Origin of the sequence: Agrobacterium sp. CNPSo 2736 (genome assembly GCF_004005385.1) — a bacterium.
GTDB lineage: Bacteria > Pseudomonadota > Alphaproteobacteria > Rhizobiales > Rhizobiaceae > Agrobacterium > Agrobacterium leguminum.
Genome location: NZ_RZTX01000019.1, coordinates 40,417 through 57,759 on the forward strand (window position 1 = coordinate 40,417; position 17,343 = coordinate 57,759).

Below are 17,343 nucleotides of genomic sequence, written 5' to 3' on the forward strand. Positions count from 1 at the left end.
CGGGCTGTTTTGGTCTGACGCGGTTGTCCTCGTCAGACTTCAATCCCCTTTATCAGGCATGATGGCGCAGGGCGTCGATGATCACCTTCATCGCCGGAGACATCTGACGCCTGCTGGGGTAATAGAGGTGATAACCGGTGAAGGGCGCGCTCCAATTGTCCAGAACCGCCTGCAATTTCCCTTCGGTTATGTGCGCCTCGACAAGGTCTTCCGGAACATATGCAATCCCGTAGCCTTTCATCGCCGCGTCGATCTGGGAGATCGAGGAATTGAAGCTGAGTTGCCCGTCAACTCTGACCCGCAGTTCTCGCCCGTCCTTTTCAAACTCCCAGCTGTAAAATCCGCCCCAGGTGGCCTGACGCGTATTGATGCAGACATGGCCGACCAGATCCTGGGGTATGGCAGGGATGCCGTGTCTGGCGAAGTAGTCCGGCGAAGCCACGGCCCGGAGACGCCAGTCCGGACCGATCCTGACGGCAATCATGTCCCTGTCGACGCTCTCGCCCAGTCGCACGCCGGCATCGAAACGTTCCTCGACAATATTGCGCATGCCGTTGTCGCTATAGAGTTCGACATGGATATCAGGATAGTTGGTGAGCACGCGGCTCAGCTTTGGCCAGACGGTCGTTTGCAGGGCGTGATCGGACAGCGTCAGGCGCACGGTGCCTGAGGGTTTTTCGCGAAAGGCGACGAGGTCCGCCAGGTCCGCCTCGATGCCCTGAAATCGCGGAGCGATGGACAGAAACAGGCGCTCGCCGGCTTCCGTCGTGGCCACGCTGCGGGTCGTCCGCGTCAGCAGGCGCACGCCCAGCCGGGCTTCCAGCTGCTTGATGGTGTAGCTTAATGTCGATTGCGATGTTCCAAGCGTCGCCGCAGCCTTTGTGAAGCTCCGCTCCTTGGCAACCTCCATGAACCAGAGGAGATCCTTCATGTCCTCTCGCTGCATCAGAATCCCCTGATTAATATTGAATTTCGATAAGTCCATGCGGATTAGCACGGATTGTCCGTAAAGTCGTCCGGCAATATCTTCCCGCCATCGAAAGAAACCGGGATTTTAGTGCGAATGGCTCTTACCTATGACGAAGAGATGGGCGGCAGACGCGCGGCATGGAGCGCCGTGCTTTGCATGACGCTCTGCGCTTTCGTATTGATCGCTTCGGAATTCATGCCCGTCAGCCTGCTGACGCCGATCGCCGCCGATCTCGGGGTTTCGGAAGGCAATACGGGGCAGGCGATCTCCGTCTCCGGCATCTTTGCGGTCATCACCAGCCTGTTCATTGCCGGCCTGACCCGGCGGTTCGACCGGCGCGTTGTCGTGCTCGGCCTGACGGCGCTGCTGATGCTGTCCGGCATAGTGGTCACCCTTGCACCGTCTTTCCCGGTTCTGATGCTTGGCCGCGCCTTGCTCGGCATTTCTATCGGCGGCTTCTGGTCGATGTCCACCGCCATCGTCATGCGTCTTGTCTCCCATGCCCAGGTGCCGAAGGCGCTTGCCCTGCTGAATGCCGGCAATGCGGTTGCGGCAACGGTTTCCGCCCCGCTCGGCAGCCTGCTGGGCGCCTATATCGGCTGGCGCGGCGCCTTCTTTCTGGTTGTGCCGATCGGCCTGCTTGCGCTCCTGTGGCAATGGATCGTCCTGCCGGAACTCCCGCCTCAGCGCGACCGTGCCTCCTCGAAGGTTTTCAGGCTGCTTGGACGCCCAGCCGTGGCAGCGGGCATGATCGCGATCCTGCTGTTATTCATGGGTCAGTTCGCACTTTTCACCTATCTGCGGCCCTTTCTGGAACAGGTCACGCGCGTCGAAATCACGGTGCTGTCACTGCTTCTACTGATCATGGGATTGGCCGGAGCGGTTGGCACATGGGTCATCGGCCGGCTGCTGCAGCGCCGTCTTTTCAGCATTCTTGTGATCATTCCGTTGATGATGGCCGGTATCGCGCTCTTCATGGTCGTCTTTGGTGATACGAAACTTCCTGTTGTCGCCGCGCTTGTCGGCTGGGGTTTTCTTGGAACCGCCGCGCCGGTTGGCTGGGGCACCTGGCTGAGCCGCATTCTGCCCGACGATGCAGAGGCCGGCGGCGGGCTGCAGGTTGCGGTCATTCAACTGGCGATCACGGCGGGGGCCTCTGTTGGCGGCATTTTATTCGACAGTTTCGGCTGGTGGTCCGCCTTCACCTTGAGCGCATTGCTGCTCTGCGGTTCCTCGCTTGCCTCTTTTGCCGCCTGGTGGCTGGCGCGGAGGCCATCATGAATGTTCGCCTCACCTGTTCCTCCAGACGCGCCCTGCTGGCGCTGGCCGCCGCGATCATCTTGCCCCGGCGGGCTTTCAGCAAAAGCAGCCGTAACAATCAGGAGCGGAGCGACTTGAAGATCAAGCTGACTTTCGGAGAAAACACGATGATGGCGACGCTCTACGACAATCCGTCGGCGCGCGATTTTGCATCCATGCTGCCGCTCGATCTCAAGATCGCCGACTTCGGCTCCAACGAGAAGATCGCCTATCTCCCTCGAAAGCTGACAGTCGAAGGCCATGGTCCGTTCAACAACGAGCGGCCTTACGACCTTTGTTATTACATGCCCTGGGGCAATCTCGCGATGTTCTATGCCGACTACAGGCATCCCGGCCTCATCCGGCTGGGACGCTTCGATGAAGGTTATGAAGCGCTCCATATCCCCGGGGAATTTCCGCTGCGTATCGAACGCGTCCAATGAACCGAACCACAGGAGTTCCCAGCATGAGCAAGCCAATCGAAACTGATGAAACCTGCAATACCGGCAGGCGCAACCTGATGAAGGCAACCGGCCTCGCCGTCGCCGCAATGGGCATGGCGCCGATGGCGGGTACGACACAGGCCTTCGCCCAAACCTCCACGTGGGACAAGGTCTTCCCGAAGAGTGACAACGTCGACCACCAGAAGGTCTCGTTCAGGAACCGCTACGGCATCACTCTCGCAGGTGACCTCTATCTGCCAAAGAACCGCGGAACTGCGCCTTTGGCCGCTCTTGTCATCAGCGGCCCCTTTGGCGCCGTGAAGGAACAGTCGTCCGGCCTTTATGCACAGACCATGGCGGAGCGCGGATTTGCCGCGCTGGCGTTCGATCCGTCCTATACCGGAGAAAGCGGCGGTGAGCCCCGAAACGTCGCCTCCCCGGATATCAACACCGAGGACTTCAGTGCCGCGGTCGACTATATCGGGCTGCAATCCTATGTGGATCGCGAACGCATCGGTGTCATCGGCATCTGCGGCTGGGGCGGCATGGCGCTGAATGCGGTCGCGGTGGACAAGCGCGTGAAGGCAGTCGTGGCCAGTACCATGTATGACATGACGCGGGTGATGTCCAAAGGTTACAACGACAGCGTTACCCTCGAACAGCGCACGCAGGCGCTGGAGCAGATGAGCCGGCAGCGCTGGCAGGATGCGGAAAAGGGAAGCCCCGCCTACCAACCGCCTTATAACGATCTCAAGGGTGGCGAAGCGCAGTTCCTGATTGACTATCACGACTATTACCGGACGCCGCGCGGTTACCATGCGCGTGCCGTCAACTCCGGCAATGCCTGGACGCAGACGACACCCCTGTCGTTCATGAATATGCCGATCCTGACCTATATCGCCGAAATATCGCCGCGCCCGGTGATGTTCGTCCATGGGGGGAAAGCGCATTCCCGCTATTTCAGCGAGACCGCTTTCGCGGCGGCTGCCGAACCGAAAGAACTCGTGATCATTCCCGATGCCAACCATACGGACCTGTATGACCGCGCCGACAAGATCCCGTTCGACCGGATCGCCGCCTTCTTCAACCAGCATCTGGCGTAGAAGCCGACCATAAAAATGTCACGGCAGGCCGGGCCATTGCCAGCTCTTGCTGCCGCTACATTTACATCACGCAGCATGCCGGCGCGCTTGTGCGCGTCGGCGGCGTTGCGGTTTGTAGGATCTAGTCCAGCATTACCATATGCGCCGGTAGCTGCTCTTCGAAGAATTTCGAGAAGGTCGCAATGCGGGGCGGCAGTTTCTGATAGGGCGGATAATAGAGCGTCAACCAGAGTTCCTGCGGCGCCCAGCCGGGCAGGACATGAACGAGCCGGCCGCTGCGGATGTGTTCAGCGATGTGGAATCCCGGCAACATGGCCACACCTGCACCCCCCGCCGCCATATCGGCCAGAACCTCGCCATTATTGGCGCTGAAGGCGCGTCCCGCCGAGATGGCGATGCTCGATCCCCCATCCGACAGGACCCAGTTCTCCCTCCGGCTTTCGCCGCTATAGGCAAGGCAATCGTCAGGGGTCAGTTCGCCGGGATGTTCCATCTGCGTAAACCGGCTGCCCGGGGCCGCCACCAATATTCTCGGCACGGCCCTGATCTTGCGCCAGATGGTGAATTTGTCCGATGGGGCCGACGAGATACGGATCGCCAGATCGTAATCGTCATCCACGATATTGACGAGGCCATCCGACAGCGAGATCTCGAAGCACATTTTCGGATAGAGTTCCCGGAAACCCGACAGGATCGGCGGCAGCACCGTCTTGCCGAGCCATGTCGGCGCGCTGATCCTCAGACGCCCTTCATCTGCCTTGTGGGCGTTGCGGACATCGCGCCGGGCATTCTCCAGCGCCTCGACCGCCGGCTGGATCTGCGCGGCAAAGATGGCTCCGTCCGTCGTCAACGACACCTGTCGGGTGGTGCGGACAAATAATTGCACACCGAGATCGCATTCAAGTGCGGCAATGGCCCGGGTGACGGCAGCTGCGGTCATGCCCAGTTCGCGGGCCACCTGCGCGAAGTTGCGCTTTTCGGCCGCCATCAGAAAGGTTTTGAGAGCTTTATGGTCGTTCATCTTTATTATTTCAAAAATCGCAATTCACTCGAGAGAAATATTGCAATTCCGCGATGCAATCAAGCGGGTTACATCTTTGTCCATCGAAACGGGCACACCAACAACGAAAGGCGCCGACGATGATCAAGGATATCAAGGGCCTGCACCACGTCACCTCCATGGCGTCGGATGCGCGGCAGAACAACAGCTTCTTCACCGATACGCTCGGCCTGCGCCGGGTGAAGAAGACCGTCAACTTCGACGAACCCAGCGTCTATCACCTTTATTACGGTGACGAAAAGGGAACGCCCGGCACGGTCATGACCTATTTTCCCTTCGCCAACATGATGGCCGGCCGTCCCGGCGTCGGCGAAGTGGGCGAGACGCAGTTTTCCATCCCGAAGGGTTCGCTGGGTTTCTGGAAAGAGCGTCTCCTTGCCAAAGGCGCCGCCGGCATTCAGGCCGACACGGTCTTCGGCGCCAATCGCCTGCGCTTCACCGGTCCCGATGGCGATGGTCTTGCTCTGATCGAAACAGGCGATGACGCCCGTGCCGCCTGGCTGGCCGAGGGAATTTCCGAAGACAACGCCATACGCGGTTTCACCGGCGCACGGTTCAATTTGCATGACACTGCCGCAACCGAAGAACTGTTGCGTTTCATGGGTTATGAGCGGACCGACGTTGAAGGCAACGTGACGCGCTTCGTCATCCCCGGCGGCAACGGGGCAGATACGATCGATCTTGCGGCCCTGCCCAAGACACCCTTTGCCCGGTCGGGAGCAGGCTCGGTCCACCATATCGCCTTCGCTGTCGAAAACCGCGAAAAGCAGCTGGAAGTGCGCAAGGCGCTGATGGATACGGGTTATCAGGTCACCCCCGTCATCGACCGCGATTATTTCTGGGCGATCTATTTCCGCACGCCGGGCGGCATCCTGTTCGAGATCGCCACCAATGAACCCGGTTTCGACCGCGACGAGGATACCGCGCATCTCGGCGAAGCGCTCAAGCTGCCGAACCGCTACGAGCCTTTCCGCAATCAGATCGAGGCGAATCTCGCTCCGCTTGCGGCATAAAGCGGGTCCCTGATCCGCATCCACTGACCAAGATAGATCCTCGCTTTTCAAGACGGCTGCCCCTGCCGGGCGGCCGGCCGGCGAAGCCTTCTCAATTTCCACCGCCGCAGATCGGCAACCACCACCTGAACGGAGAACTGAAAATGTCCAAGCTCGAAGTCCTTACCCCCGCTAACAGCCAGCTCATCTTCATCGACCAGCAGCCGCAGATGGCTTTCGGTGTGCAGTCGATCGACCGCCAGACCCTTAAGAACAATGTCGTCGGCCTCGCCAAGGCGGCAAAGATCTTCAATATCCCGACGACCATCACCACGGTCGAAACGGAAAGCTTCTCCGGCAACACCTTTCCGGAACTGCTCGCGGTCTTCCCGGAAAACGACATTCTCGAGCGCACCTCTATGAATTCCTGGGATGACCAGAATGTCCGCGATGCGCTGGCGAAGAATGCGGCGGCCGGCCGCAAGAAGATCGTCGTCTCCGGCCTGTGGACGGAAGTGTGCAACACCACCTTTGCGCTCTCCGCGCTCCACGATGTCGCAGATTACGAGATCTACATGGTGGCGGACGCCTCCGGCGGTACCTCCGTCGATGCGCACAAATATGCCATGGACCGCATGGTGCAGGCCGGCATCATTCCCGTCACCTGGCAGCAGGTGCTGCTCGAATGGCAGCGCGACTGGGCGCGCAAGGAAACCTATGACGCCGTCACCTCGCTGGTGAAGGAACATTCCGGCGCCTACGGCATGGGCATCGACTATGCCGTCACCCACGTCCATGGCGGCGAAGAGCGCGTCAGGCATGGCAAGCGCATCGGCCCCAACCCGGCCAAGAAATAAGCTTTCAACCGCGCCGCACCGGCAGGATCGCCATCCAGCCCGGTGCGGCTTTCACCCATCGAGGAGGTTCCCATGAAAGTCTATCTTCTGTCCCTCGGCACCGGCCTGCTGGTCGGTATTGTCTACAGCCTGCTCAATGTGCGTTCTCCCGCACCGCCCGTCATCGCTCTCGTCGGCCTGCTCGGCATCCTGGTTGGAGAGCAGATCATTCCTTTCGCGAAGACGATTGCCGGCAAGGAACCGGCCGTCGTTTCGTGGATCAACCAGATCAAGCCGCACATGTTCGGTCATATGCCGAAGGGTGGCGCTGAAACCACGGGTCTCGCCGAAGTTAAACAGCCGACCGAGCGGGAGAGAAGCTGATGCCCACACGACGCACCTTTCTTGGCGCGGCCTCGAGCCTTGCCTTTCCGAATCTGTTTTCACCGGCTAAGGCCGCTGATCCCATCAAGACCGGAGGTTCTTCCATGCATCCAGATACGATCCTTCACAACGGCCGCGTCACGACGCTCGATCGCGGCAATCCGAACGCAACGGCAGTCGCCATCAAGGACGGCCTGTTCCTGGAGGTGGGAAGCGACGCCGAGGTCGTGGCCCTTGCAGGGCCGGACACGAAGATCATCGACCTCAAGGGCAAGCGGGTTCTGCCTGGCCTGATCGACAACCACACCCACGTCGTGCGCGGCGGCCTGAACTTCAACATGGAACTGCGCTGGGACGGCGTGCGCTCGCTGGCAGACGCCATGGACATGCTGAAGCGTCAGGTGGCGATCACGCCCGCCCCGCAATGGGTGCGGGTCGTTGGCGGCTTCACCGAGCATCAATTCGTCGAAAAGCGCCTGCCGACCATCGAGGAGATCAATGCGGTGGCGCCGGATACGCCGGTCTTCCTGCTGCATCTTTACGACCGGGCGCTGCTGAACGGCGCGGCGCTGCGCGCCGTCGGCTACACCAAGGATACGCCGAACCCGCCCGGCGGCGAAATCACCCGCGATGCGAACGGCAATCCGACCGGCCTGCTGCTCGCCAAGCCGAATGCCGGCATCCTTTATTCGACGCTTGCCAAGGGGCCGAAGCTGCCGCTCGATTATCAGGTCAATTCCACCCGCCATTTCATGCGTGAGCTGAACCGGCTGGGCGTGACCGGCGTGATCGATGCGGGCGGCGGCTTCCAGAATTATCCTGACGATTACGAGGTGATCCAGAAGCTGTCGGATGAGAATCAGATGACGGTTCGGCTGGCCTACAACCTCTTCACGCAGAAGCCGAAACAGGAGAAGGAGGATTTCCTCAACTGGACGTCATCGGTCAAATACAAGCAGGGCAACGACTATTTCCGGCACAATGGCGCAGGCGAAATGCTGGTCTTTTCCGCCGCCGATTTCGAAGATTTCCGCCAGCCGCGACCGGACATGCCGCCGGAAATGGAAGGCGAGCTCGAAGATGTCGTCCGGATTCTGGCGGAAAACCGCTGGCCCTGGCGTCTGCACGCCACCTATGATGAGACGATTTCGCGGGCGCTGGATGTCTTCGAAAAGGTCAACCGGGACATTCCGCTGGAAGGCTTGAACTGGTTCTTCGACCATGCCGAAACCATCTCCGACCGCTCCATCGACCGCATTGCCGCCCTTGGCGGCGGCATCGCCACCCAGCACCGCATGGCCTATCAGGGCGAGTATTTCGTCGAGCGTTACGGCCAGGGCGTGGCGGAAGCCACACCGCCGATTGCGCGGATGCTGGAAAAGGGTGTGAACGTTTCGGCCGGAACGGATGCGACGCGCGTCGCCTCCTATAATCCGTGGGTGTCGCTGTTCTGGATGGTGACAGGCAAGACGGTCGGCGGCATGCAGCTTTATCCGCGCGCCAATTGCCTCGACCGCGAGACGGCGCTGCGCATGTGGACCGAAAAAGTCACCTGGTTCTCGAATGAGGAAGGCAAGAAGGGCCGCATCGAAAAAGGCCAGTTCGCCGATCTCGTGGTGCCGGACAAGGATTATTTCTCCTGCGCGGAGGATGAAATCTCCTTCCTTACCTCGGAACTGACGATGGTGGGCGGCAAGGTCGTCTATGGCGCCGGTGACTTCAAGGCACTGGATGAAAGCAATATTCCGCCGGCGATGCCCGGCTGGTCGCCTGTGCGCACCTTCGGCGGTTATGCCGCCTGGGGTGAGCCGCAGGGCGCTGGAAAGAATTCGCTCAGACGGGCTGCGATCTCCTCCTGCGGCTGCGCCAATGATTGCGGTGTGCACGGCCACGACCATGCCGGCGCATGGACGTCGAAATTGCCGATTGCCGATCTGAAGGGCTTCTTCGGAGCGCTGGGCTGCTCCTGCTGGGCAGTCTGAGCCCGGCCAGCAGAAAATCCACCGGGCAGCGGATCGCCGCTGCCCGGTGGGCCCGGGAATAGGTATATTGCAAATTACGCAATTATATCGAAACTATTGATGCAATTGTTGGCGATAATCCTTTGCGCCAATATCGCTCCATCAGATGAATGCAGCGCCGCTCGAACCGACCGGCCAGATCGCAGGAGCAAAAAATGACCGAGCCATCTTCAACCCTTCGCCTTCGCGGGCTTCTCGCGGATATCGTTGCCGCACCCGCCACAAAAACCCTGGCGCTTCTGGCGCTCTGCTCGGCCTATATTCAGGGGCCGCTGACCAAGATCTTCGACTTCCCTGGCGCGATTGCCGAGATGAACCATTTTGGCCTTCAGCCGGCGGTCGCATTCGCTGTTGTCGTCATCCTGTTCGAGCTTACCGCCTCCGCTCTGGTGGTGTCGGGCTTCCTGCGCTGGGCCGGTGCGCTGGCACTTGCAGGCTTCACGCTTCTGGCCACCTTCATCGCTCTGCGCTTCTGGGAAATGGCGCCCGGCATGGACCGCATGATGGCCACCAACGCCTTCTTCGAGCATCTTGGCCTTGCCGGTGCTTTCATCATCGTCGCCGCAATCGATCTCACGAAAGGAACAGGCAAATGAGTGCCGCAAAATCCTCCGCGAGCAGCTTTGCTCCCCTTGCGCAACCGGTTTTCGCGGTCCTCTGGGCGGCGACGGTGCTTGGCAATACCGGCAGTTTCATGCGCGATGTCGCCAGTTCATGGCTGATGACCGATCTTTCGGCCTCGCCGGCGGCCGTCGCCATGGTTCAGGCGGCCGGAACCCTGCCGATCTTTCTTCTGGCGATCCCGGCCGGCGTGCTGACCGATATTCTCGACCGCCGCAAGTTCCTGATCGCCGTGCAGCTTCTGCTGGCCTCCGTCAGCGTCACCCTCATGGTTCTTTCCCATACCGGCCTGTTGTCCGTCAGCGCGCTGATCGGGCTTACTTTCCTCGGCGGCATCGGCGCTGCGCTGATGGGGCCGACCTGGCAGGCCATCGTGCCGGAACTGGTGAAGCGTGAGGATATCAAGAGCGCCGTGGCGCTGAACTCGCTCGGCATCAACATCGCCCGTTCTATCGGCCCGGCCGCCGGCGGCATCCTGCTTGCGGCCTTCGGGGCGGCCTTTACCTATGGCGCCGATGTTGCAAGCTATTTCGTGGTCATCGCCGCCCTTTTATGGTGGCCGCGGGCAAAGAACGCCAATGATGCTTTGGCGGAAGGTTTCTTCGGCGCATTCCGGGCGGGCCTTCGTTACACCCGCGCCAGCCGGCCGCTGCATGTCGTCCTGTTGCGGGCTGCGATCTTCTTTGCATTCGCCAGTGCCGTCTGGGCGCTGTTGCCTCTGGTCGCCCGGCAATTGCTCGGCGGAGATGCGAGCTTCTACGGTATCCTGCTCGGTGCTGTCGGGGCCGGCGCCATCGGCGGTGCGCTGCTCATGCCGAAGCTGCGCGACCGTTTCGATGCCGATGCCCTGCTGCTGGGTGCGGCTCTCACCACCGCGCTCGTCATGGCCGGGCTGTCCTTCGCGCCGCCAAAGTGGCTTGCCATCGTCATCCTGCTGTTTCTCGGCGGTGCCTGGATCACGGCGTTGACGACGCTGAATGGCGCGGCTCAGGCGATCTTGCCGAACTGGGTGCGCGGCCGCGGTCTCGCCGTCTATCTCACCGTCTTCAACGGCGCGATGACAGCGGGCAGCATCGGCTGGGGCGCGGTGGGTGAAGCGGCGGGCGTGCCGGGCACGCTGCTCATCGGTGCGGCCGGCCTTTTCATTGCCGGTCTCGTCATGCACCGCCTGAAACTGCCGGCCGGCGATGCGGATATGGTGCCGTCCAACCATTGGCCCGAACCGCTCGTTGCCGAGCCGGTGGCCCATGATCGCGGCCCGGTTCTGATCCTCATCGAATATAATGTCGAAAAGCATCACCGCTCCGCTTTCCTGCATGCACTGGACGAGCTTTCCCAGGAACGTCGCCGCGATGGCGCCTATGGCTGGGGCGTGACGGAGGACTCCGCCGATCCGCAGAAGATCGTCGAATGGTTCATGGTGGAATCCTGGGCGGAGCATCTGCGCCAGCACAAGCGGGTTTCCCACGCGGATGCGGATTTGCAGGGCAAGGTGCTGGCTTATCATTCCGGGCTGGAAAAGCCGGTGGTGCGGCACTTCCTCACAATCAACCGTCCGGGAAAGGCGTAAAACGGAAAGGGGCCGAAAAGGCCCCTTTTTCGTTTGTTGCCATGCGATCGTCCGATTATTGCGTGATCCGCGCCAGCACACGGCTCAGTGCATCTTTCAGCGCCCCTGACCCGCCCTTGCCGTCGAAATCCAGCAGCACCTGCTCGTTGAGCCCGCCCTTGGTGGCGAATTCACGGCTGAGATCGATGAAATCCGTCCTGCTGCCGGCGAGCAGGGCTACCTCGGAAAGGCCGGCAAAGAGGGGCGCGAGATAGGCGCGCCCCTTTTCTTCCGGCAGACCGTTTTCGGCAAGCCATTCCGTCGTCGTTTGCATGATGCCGAAATAGGTGGCCATCAAAGCGCTTGCGGCGGCCAGAAGATCGTATTCCGCCTTGGTTTCGCATTCCACCGCATTGCCGAGCACGTTGAAGATAGCAGCCGTATCCGTATCGGCAGGATAAATGGCGGTGACGCCCTTGCGCCGGGCGACGAAGGGCAGCGGGATCGCCTGGCTGAGACGCACATCCGCGCCGATCCAGTCCAGAAGCGCCTCGCGGCCGGTTGCGGCAACGACGCTGACGATCTTCTGCCCGTCCCGGAACCGGAGCGGCCGGATGACTTCTTCAGCGATCTGCGGCCGGATAGCCAGCATGACGGTATCGCAGCCATCGACGATTGCCTGATTGTCGCTGGAGACGATCACCTGCGGGAAATCGGCGGCAAGTCTCGCCGAGATATCGGCACTGCGCTGGGACACCATGACATGCGGCACGGCGGCAGGCCTGGCGAGCAGGCCCCTTACCATTGCATCGGTGATGGCTCCTGTTCCGATAAAACCGATTTTCTGGGGAAGTGACATGATTGCTCCGCTGCGGCGTTTCGCGTGATGCTAATTTTTCCGTCCGGAATTGTCGACAAGCAGAGAGGGAAATTTGCGGTCGAGGCGGAGCCGCGCCCGGTTTATGCCGGCTCTTCCAGCCCCAATATCGCCGGCCATGCCGGTGCTGCACGCTCTGACATGACCTCGATATGGCGCAGCGAGGTGAGGCCGAATTCTTCCGGGCGCAAGGTTCTGCAGTTGACGCTTCCCTGCGGGAAAACGTCGGCATAACGCCAGACGGCGGCGGGCGGCACCACCACATCGTCTGCCATCGTCATCATGCGCAGATCGAAGCGGGTCGCGGAAAAATCCGGTTCTGGCAGTGATTTGCCGATATCGCGCCGGAAGAAATCCCGGCTCGTGCACCAGCGCCGCCATTGCCAGTAGATTCCAGCGGGCAGATCCGCACCCAGCAGCAGCCTTCGGCCGGGAAGGTAACCCGCGAGTGTCGTGCTGACAGGCCCGAGCAGATACCAGAAGGCGATGACCGTGGGCCGATAGGTCCATGGATGGTCGCTGACATGGGCAAAGCCCGAGCCGATGGTGATGACACGCTCGAGCCGCTCGTCATGGCGTCGAAAAGGAAATGTCAGCCCGCCGAGGGAATGGCCGAGCAGCCAGAGGGGGCCTTGCGGTGCTATCTGGCAAAGTGCGGCCTCGGCTGCCGTCTGGTCGGCAATTCCCCAGTCGGCCATCGTGGCCCGGCTTTCGCGGACGGGGCGCTGTCGGGATGCGCCAAAATCGCGATAATCATAAGTCAGGACACCGATGCCCTGACCGGCCGCCCATATGGCGAAGGCGCGATAATAGCGCGCCGGAACACCCGTTGCGCCATGAAGGACAAGATGCGCGCGGGCTGGCCCCCTGGGCGGAAAGAACCGGCCGGCGAGCCTGTGCCCTTCCGAAACAATGTCGATCTCCCGGCTCTCTGCAATATCAGTCATCCATCCCTTCCTCCTCCTAGACCGTTTGGTCTAATAACATCTCTGGACCAAACGGTCTACGGCGCCTAAAACAGGCGAATGGATGAAAGCAAGAACCGCCACGCTCTGATACGGGCCACCTCCGCGCTGTTTCGGCGGCGTGGTTATGCGGGTGTGGGGCTGGCTGAAATTCTTGCGGAGACAGGCCTGCCGAAAGGCTCTCTCTATTATCATTTTCCCGGCGGCAAGGAGCAGCTTGCCGCCGAGGCGACGCGATGGGCGGGCCGGAAGGTGGCAGAGCTGATCGACGCGAGTTTCGAGGACGCGGAGAGCTTCGCTTCGGGCTCGGTGACGTTATCCAGTGCGATAGCCCGCCTCTCGCAGGAAAATGGCCGTATCATGGGTTGCCCGGTGCTCAGCATCATTCAGGCCGGCGATGAAAAGCCCGATTTGCGCCAGATCGGTGCGGATGTGCTCAATGACTGGACCGCAAGGATCGCAGCTCAGGCAAGGCGCCTGGGCAGTCACGATCCGCAGACCGATGCCGAAAGACTGGTGATCGGGCTGCAGGGCGCGTGGGTTGTTTCGCTGGCCCGTCAGGATGTCACGTCGTTTAAGACGCTGGAGAGCAGCCTGCTTCAGTCTGCCTAGGCGTATGCCGGTGCGTTTTCACGCAGAGGCCTGATCGGAGCCATCGGTGCTTGTGGTGCCGCATGCTGCGGAGCAAATGAAAAGCGCGGCCGCTTTCAGGCTGACCGCGCGTGTTGTCGGAGAGAATAGGACTTTTACGTCTCTTTAGGTTGCTGTTTTCCCTGCGTCGGCTGATCCGTGGCGTTCGCGATTGATGCAGCCAACAGAGCCTGTGTCGGGTCCGTACCCTTGAAGCCGGCCTGTGCAAGGATTTCGTCAAGAACCGGCTTTTGCGCAGTGAAGCTGAGAAGCTGGCTCGAAAGATCGCCGAGGCCATTGCCGTTTTTGGCGTCGCCGCCGCCACCGAGGGCGCCCGCCAGATTACCCGCGCTGAAGATGCGGATATCGGAGATTTTCTCGATGGGCTTCATCGCCTCGGAAAGTGCTTCGGGAATGATGGCGATCCTAGCACGGGCGAGTTCGAATGCGATGATGTCGCCCGATAGGGCATTGCGTGCATCGTTCTTTGCGCGTTCCGCCTGCGCCTCTGCATCGCCGAGCGCGATGACGCCTTCGGCACGGATTTTCGCGGCCTGTGCCTCGGCTTCGGCACCGATCTTGGTGGCAGCAGCCAGGTTTTCGGCGGCTTGCCGTTCGGCTTCTGCCTTTACCGTGATGGCCGTCGCTTCCTGCTCTGCCGCCTTGCGGGCGTCGATCACGGCGATGCGCTTGGCGCGTTCGGCGATTTCCACTTCGCGGGCTGTTGCCACCTGTTCTTCCGCAGTGATGGCGGAAGCCTTGGCTTCGTCCGCCTTGGCGCGGGCAGCCTGTTCCTGCTCCACCTTCTGCGCCACGGCGATAGCGGCTTCGATTCGCGCCGTTTCGGTGATTTTGCGCGCTTCCGCCTCGCGTTCGGCAATACCGCGCTCGGCTTCGATGCGGGCAGTTTCACGCGCCTGGCGGGCTTGGGCGTCCCGTTCGGCGATGCCGCGCTCCGTATCGAGCTTTGCCGTTTCCTCGTTGAGGCGGGCCGCCTGCTCGGCCCTCGCCGCTTCCGCCCGCGTTTCCGCCGTCTTGTTGGCGATATCGCGCTCCTGCGTCAGCTCCGCATCGCGCTGTTCGCGTTCGATGGTCAAGCGCCGCAGCACCGCTTCGCGGTCCTTCGTGGCAATTTCGACTTCGTTGTCGCGGACGATCTGGTTGCGTTCGCGTTTACGCTCTTCGGTGATCCGGGTGAGTGCCGTCAGGCCTTCCGCGTCGAACGAGTTGTTGGGGTTGAAGTGCTTGATGTCGGTTTGATCGAGGCGTGTCAGCGAGACCGATTCCAGTTCCAGACCGTTGGACTGCAGATCGTGCGCGACAGCCGCCTGCACGGACTTGACGAATTCGGCACGCTGCTCCTGAAGATCGCGCAGCGACATGGTGGCAGCAACCGAGCGCAAACCGTCGACAAATTTCGCTTCGACCAGTGACTTCAGCGCATCGGCATCATTTGTCCGGTCGCCGAGTGTCTGTGCGGCAAGTGCGATGTTTTCTGCATCGGGTTTAACCCGCACGTAAAATTCGGCGGTGATGTCGGCCCGCATGCGATCCTTGGTGATCAGGGATTCATGTTCGGATCTTTTCACTTCCAGTCGCAATGTGCTGAGAGAGACCCAGGAATAGGAATGGAAGATCGGCAGGATGATGGCGCCGCCATCGAGAACGACTTTCTTACCGCCGAGGCCGGTCCTTACATAGGCTTTGTCGCGTGTCGACCGCGTGTAGAGCGATGTCATGATGATGCCGATGACGACGATGGCCGTGACGATGGCCCCCGCAATCAGGCCCAGAGAAAAGAAATCCATGGTGAGTTAGCCCCTATGATGCCCGCTATGGTGAATTTCCAGATCCGGCGGCGCGGGAATGGCCTGAAAAAGCCCATCCGCACCGTCGACGATCAATACCTGCGCACCCGTATCGATCGTGTGACCGGATGCTGCCTGTGCGCGCAGGAAGTGAATATTCTCGTGCCGGTCCTTGACCCGCACGGTGCCGGGCTTGCCCTGATCGAGAGGCCCGATGGTGACAGTGCCCACAAGTCCCAGAAAATCGGTCTGCTCGAGCGCGTTTGTCTCATCGCGTGGAATGACCTTCGCAACGGCGCGGCTGAGTGACCGCGTGGCCGGCAGGGCGGCGGCAATGGCGCCGGTCATGGCCAGATAGGGCGGCAATGGCCCGAGCGGCGTTGCGGACGCGATCCCCTGAATGAAGAACCCGGCGACGGAAAAAGCCGAGAGCAGGATGACTGCCAGAACAAGAAGCGGCACGCCGCCCGCATTAAGCCAGGACATCCAGCTGCCGAGTAACCCCGCCTCGGTATCGCCGGGTGCGTGGTAACTGAAGTTGTCGTCAAGCAGTCCCGAAGCCGATACACCAAGAAGAACCGAGACGAGTTCGACGATGCCGAGGCCGAAGACCGTCAGCAAGGCGATCCAGAAGGGAGCAGTGCCTGGCTGGACAATGCTCTCCATCAGCGCTGCCCCTCACGAAATGCCTTGAGCCGTGCTTCGATGGCGCTCTGGCGCTGCATCCGGCCGAGTTCTTCAACCTCCGCCGCTCCGTTATTGGGCTTGGTGGGGGTGCCGGTTACTCTTTCGATGGCGTCGAGCGCGTCAGCCAGACGGCGGTCGTTGCGCTGGGATGGGGTCGTATCGGTTGCCGGTGCGATGCGTTCGGCGCGCTTGGCGTCCTCAAGCCGCTTTTGCGCATCCGCCTTTGCGGAGGCGATGCTGCGCAATGTGGTTTCCGCCTCGGCAATTTCGGCAGCGTTCTCGAGAATCGCCTTGTTCAGCGCTTCCCGCTGCGCTTCCAGATCAATCTGCAGCCCGGTTGCCGCACGGGCCAAATCCTCGCGGCCGTTTTCAAGTCCGATCCTGATCTTGTCGTCGAGGTCACGAATTTCTTCGTCGAGATCGGCGGCCTTTGCTTTCAGGCGATGGCCGGCTGCGACCGCCACGCCAAGCGCGGATCGGGCCTCATCGGCGATCTGAGCGATTTCCCGCACTGCCTGCTGCGCTACCGCAACCGGATTGGACGCCTCCGCCGCATCGACAGCGTTGTTCATGACGCCGGCGATGACACGCCCGAGTCGCCCAAGAATACCTTCATTGTTCATCGAAGCCTCCTTGTTCGGTTGAAAGCCGGTTTTTATTCCGGCATGGATGCTGATGGTTTCGCCCTCGAACACGAGGCGCGCTTCTGAAAAGTCATTCCAGCCGTCGTGATAGCCACGGACGGTATAGGGCACCACGACGCGGCCCGAGAGGGTGGCGATGCTTACCGTGTCCGGCCCCTTGACCGAAAAGAGCTTGCTGTCGAGCGGAATGTCCCGCACCGGCTCTTGCGGATCGCGCTGGCTATGGTCGCGCAGAGCCAGCGTCACCATGCGGGAAGGAAGGCTGGTCTTGACCCTGATCTCTTCATAAGCTGCCGCATGCAAGGCTACGAGATTGGCGCCTTCAGTCCGGTCAAGGATCGCCATCGCTCGCCGATAGGCAAGGAGCGTCTCTTCCAGAGAAGAGCGGTTCCCCTCCGAGAGATTCAGTGCCAGGACAACGTTGGACAAAAGTTTCGTGCTCATGTGAAATATA

Annotated in this window: 17 protein-coding genes; 10 read left to right on the plus strand and 7 right to left on the minus strand. The window is 61.0% G+C overall.

Annotated features, from left to right (window positions below):
- Positions 1-52: 52 nt before the first annotated feature.
- Positions 53-946, minus strand: a complete 894-nt coding sequence (locus tag EM858_RS23370; protein ID WP_127758118.1) for a LysR family transcriptional regulator — start codon at positions 944-946, stop codon at positions 53-55.
- Positions 947-1,063: 117 nt separating this feature from the next.
- Between EM858_RS23370 and EM858_RS23375 the strand changes: the two genes are divergently transcribed.
- From EM858_RS23375 to EM858_RS23385, 3 genes are read left to right on the plus strand one after another with little or no spacing between them, the layout of a single operon-like run.
- The gene (locus tag EM858_RS23375; protein WP_127758119.1) at positions 1,064-2,251 is read left to right on the plus strand and encodes an MFS transporter; all 1,188 of its coding nucleotides are present in this window, start codon (positions 1,064-1,066) and stop codon (positions 2,249-2,251) included.
- Positions 2,248-2,712, plus strand: coding sequence for a cyclophilin-like fold protein (locus EM858_RS23380; RefSeq protein ID WP_127758120.1), 465 nt, complete (start codon positions 2,248-2,250; stop codon positions 2,710-2,712). The genes EM858_RS23375 and EM858_RS23380 overlap by 4 nt, the downstream gene beginning before the upstream one ends.
- A gap of 23 nt (positions 2,713-2,735) precedes the next feature.
- Positions 2,736-3,815, plus strand: coding sequence for an alpha/beta hydrolase (locus EM858_RS23385; RefSeq protein ID WP_127758121.1), 1,080 nt, complete (start codon positions 2,736-2,738; stop codon positions 3,813-3,815).
- A 121-nt stretch (positions 3,816-3,936) separates the two neighbouring features.
- On the opposite strand, the gene EM858_RS23390 is transcribed toward EM858_RS23385, so the two are convergent.
- Positions 3,937-4,836 (minus strand): LysR family transcriptional regulator, encoded by a 900-nt coding sequence (locus EM858_RS23390; protein ID WP_127758122.1) that lies wholly within the window; start codon positions 4,834-4,836, stop codon positions 3,937-3,939.
- Positions 4,837-4,955: 119 nt separating this feature from the next.
- Between EM858_RS23390 and EM858_RS23395 the strand changes: the two genes are divergently transcribed.
- The 6 genes from EM858_RS23395 to EM858_RS23420 all read left to right on the plus strand — a co-directional run bounded on the left by EM858_RS23395 (position 4,956) and on the right by EM858_RS23420 (position 11,299).
- Entirely contained in the window at positions 4,956-5,888 is a 933-nt protein-coding gene (locus tag EM858_RS23395) for a VOC family protein (RefSeq protein WP_003523923.1), read from the plus strand.
- Positions 5,889-6,031: 143 nt separating this feature from the next.
- On the plus strand, positions 6,032-6,724 hold the full coding sequence (locus EM858_RS23400) for a hydrolase (protein ID WP_127758123.1): 693 nt from the start codon (positions 6,032-6,034) through the stop codon (positions 6,722-6,724).
- Positions 6,725-6,796: 72 nt separating this feature from the next.
- Positions 6,797-7,087, plus strand: a complete 291-nt coding sequence (locus tag EM858_RS23405) for a XapX domain-containing protein (RefSeq protein ID WP_127758124.1) — start codon at positions 6,797-6,799, stop codon at positions 7,085-7,087.
- Positions 7,087-9,069: an amidohydrolase gene (locus EM858_RS23410; protein WP_127758125.1), complete on the plus strand. Its 1,983-nt coding sequence runs from the start codon at positions 7,087-7,089 to the stop codon at positions 9,067-9,069. Before EM858_RS23405 ends, EM858_RS23410 begins: the two co-directional genes overlap by 1 nt.
- A gap of 194 nt (positions 9,070-9,263) precedes the next feature.
- Positions 9,264-9,704, plus strand: a complete 441-nt coding sequence (locus EM858_RS23415) for a DoxX family protein (RefSeq protein ID WP_127758126.1) — start codon at positions 9,264-9,266, stop codon at positions 9,702-9,704.
- Positions 9,701-11,299 carry an MFS transporter gene (locus EM858_RS23420; RefSeq protein ID WP_127758127.1) on the plus strand — a complete coding sequence of 533 codons (1,599 nt, stop codon included), beginning with the start codon at positions 9,701-9,703 and terminating at the stop codon, positions 11,297-11,299. Before EM858_RS23415 ends, EM858_RS23420 begins: the two co-directional genes overlap by 4 nt.
- Positions 11,300-11,354: 55 nt before the next feature.
- Here EM858_RS23420 and EM858_RS23425 read toward each other — a convergent pair whose 3' ends face one another.
- Positions 11,355-12,137: a pyrroline-5-carboxylate reductase gene (locus EM858_RS23425; RefSeq protein ID WP_127758128.1), complete on the minus strand. Its 783-nt coding sequence runs from the start codon at positions 12,135-12,137 to the stop codon at positions 11,355-11,357.
- Positions 12,138-12,238: 101 nt separating this feature from the next.
- Positions 12,239-13,102, minus strand: a complete 864-nt coding sequence (locus EM858_RS23430) for an alpha/beta fold hydrolase (RefSeq protein WP_127758129.1) — start codon at positions 13,100-13,102, stop codon at positions 12,239-12,241.
- Positions 13,103-13,180: 78 nt separating this feature from the next.
- Between EM858_RS23430 and EM858_RS23435 the strand changes: the two genes are divergently transcribed.
- Entirely contained in the window at positions 13,181-13,732 is a 552-nt protein-coding gene (locus EM858_RS23435; RefSeq protein ID WP_127758130.1) for a TetR/AcrR family transcriptional regulator, read from the plus strand.
- Between the two features lie 134 nt (positions 13,733-13,866).
- Here the strand turns inward: EM858_RS23435 and EM858_RS23440 are convergent, their stop codons facing one another.
- The 3 genes from EM858_RS23440 to EM858_RS23450 are packed head-to-tail and all read right to left on the minus strand — an operon-like array spanning position 13,867 to position 17,318.
- Entirely contained in the window at positions 13,867-15,558 is a 1,692-nt protein-coding gene (locus tag EM858_RS23440) for a flotillin domain-containing protein (RefSeq protein WP_127758131.1), read from the minus strand.
- 6 nt (positions 15,559-15,564) lie between these two features.
- Positions 15,565-16,224, minus strand: a complete 660-nt coding sequence (locus tag EM858_RS23445; protein WP_127758132.1) for an OB-fold-containig protein — start codon at positions 16,222-16,224, stop codon at positions 15,565-15,567.
- Entirely contained in the window at positions 16,224-17,318 is a 1,095-nt protein-coding gene (locus EM858_RS23450) for a PspA/IM30 family protein (RefSeq protein WP_127758133.1), read from the minus strand. Before EM858_RS23450 ends, EM858_RS23445 begins: the two co-directional genes overlap by 1 nt.
- Positions 17,319-17,343 lie beyond the last annotated feature (25 nt).

Bases quoted from the DNA above. Each gene is read 5' to 3' on its own strand.
- EM858_RS23370 (WP_127758118.1), bottom strand. From the start codon at position 946: ATGCAGCGAGAGGACATGAAGGATCTCCTCTGGTTCATGGAGGTTGCC.
- EM858_RS23375 (WP_127758119.1), top strand. From the start codon at position 1,064: ATGGCTCTTACCTATGACGAAGAGATGGGCGGCAGACGCGCGGCATGG.
- EM858_RS23380 (WP_127758120.1), top strand. From the start codon at position 2,248: ATGAATGTTCGCCTCACCTGTTCCTCCAGACGCGCCCTGCTGGCGCTG.
- EM858_RS23385 (WP_127758121.1), top strand. From the start codon at position 2,736: ATGAGCAAGCCAATCGAAACTGATGAAACCTGCAATACCGGCAGGCGC.
- EM858_RS23390 (WP_127758122.1), bottom strand. From the start codon at position 4,836: ATGAACGACCATAAAGCTCTCAAAACCTTTCTGATGGCGGCCGAAAAG.
- EM858_RS23395 (WP_003523923.1), top strand. From the start codon at position 4,956: ATGATCAAGGATATCAAGGGCCTGCACCACGTCACCTCCATGGCGTCG.
- EM858_RS23400 (WP_127758123.1), top strand. From the start codon at position 6,032: ATGTCCAAGCTCGAAGTCCTTACCCCCGCTAACAGCCAGCTCATCTTC.
- EM858_RS23405 (WP_127758124.1), top strand. From the start codon at position 6,797: ATGAAAGTCTATCTTCTGTCCCTCGGCACCGGCCTGCTGGTCGGTATT.
- EM858_RS23410 (WP_127758125.1), top strand. From the start codon at position 7,087: ATGCCCACACGACGCACCTTTCTTGGCGCGGCCTCGAGCCTTGCCTTT.
- EM858_RS23415 (WP_127758126.1), top strand. From the start codon at position 9,264: ATGACCGAGCCATCTTCAACCCTTCGCCTTCGCGGGCTTCTCGCGGAT.
- EM858_RS23420 (WP_127758127.1), top strand. From the start codon at position 9,701: ATGAGTGCCGCAAAATCCTCCGCGAGCAGCTTTGCTCCCCTTGCGCAA.
- EM858_RS23425 (WP_127758128.1), bottom strand. From the start codon at position 12,137: ATGTCACTTCCCCAGAAAATCGGTTTTATCGGAACAGGAGCCATCACC.
- EM858_RS23430 (WP_127758129.1), bottom strand. From the start codon at position 13,102: ATGACTGATATTGCAGAGAGCCGGGAGATCGACATTGTTTCGGAAGGG.
- EM858_RS23435 (WP_127758130.1), top strand. From the start codon at position 13,181: ATGGATGAAAGCAAGAACCGCCACGCTCTGATACGGGCCACCTCCGCG.
- EM858_RS23440 (WP_127758131.1), bottom strand. From the start codon at position 15,558: ATGGATTTCTTTTCTCTGGGCCTGATTGCGGGGGCCATCGTCACGGCC.
- EM858_RS23445 (WP_127758132.1), bottom strand. From the start codon at position 16,224: ATGGAGAGCATTGTCCAGCCAGGCACTGCTCCCTTCTGGATCGCCTTG.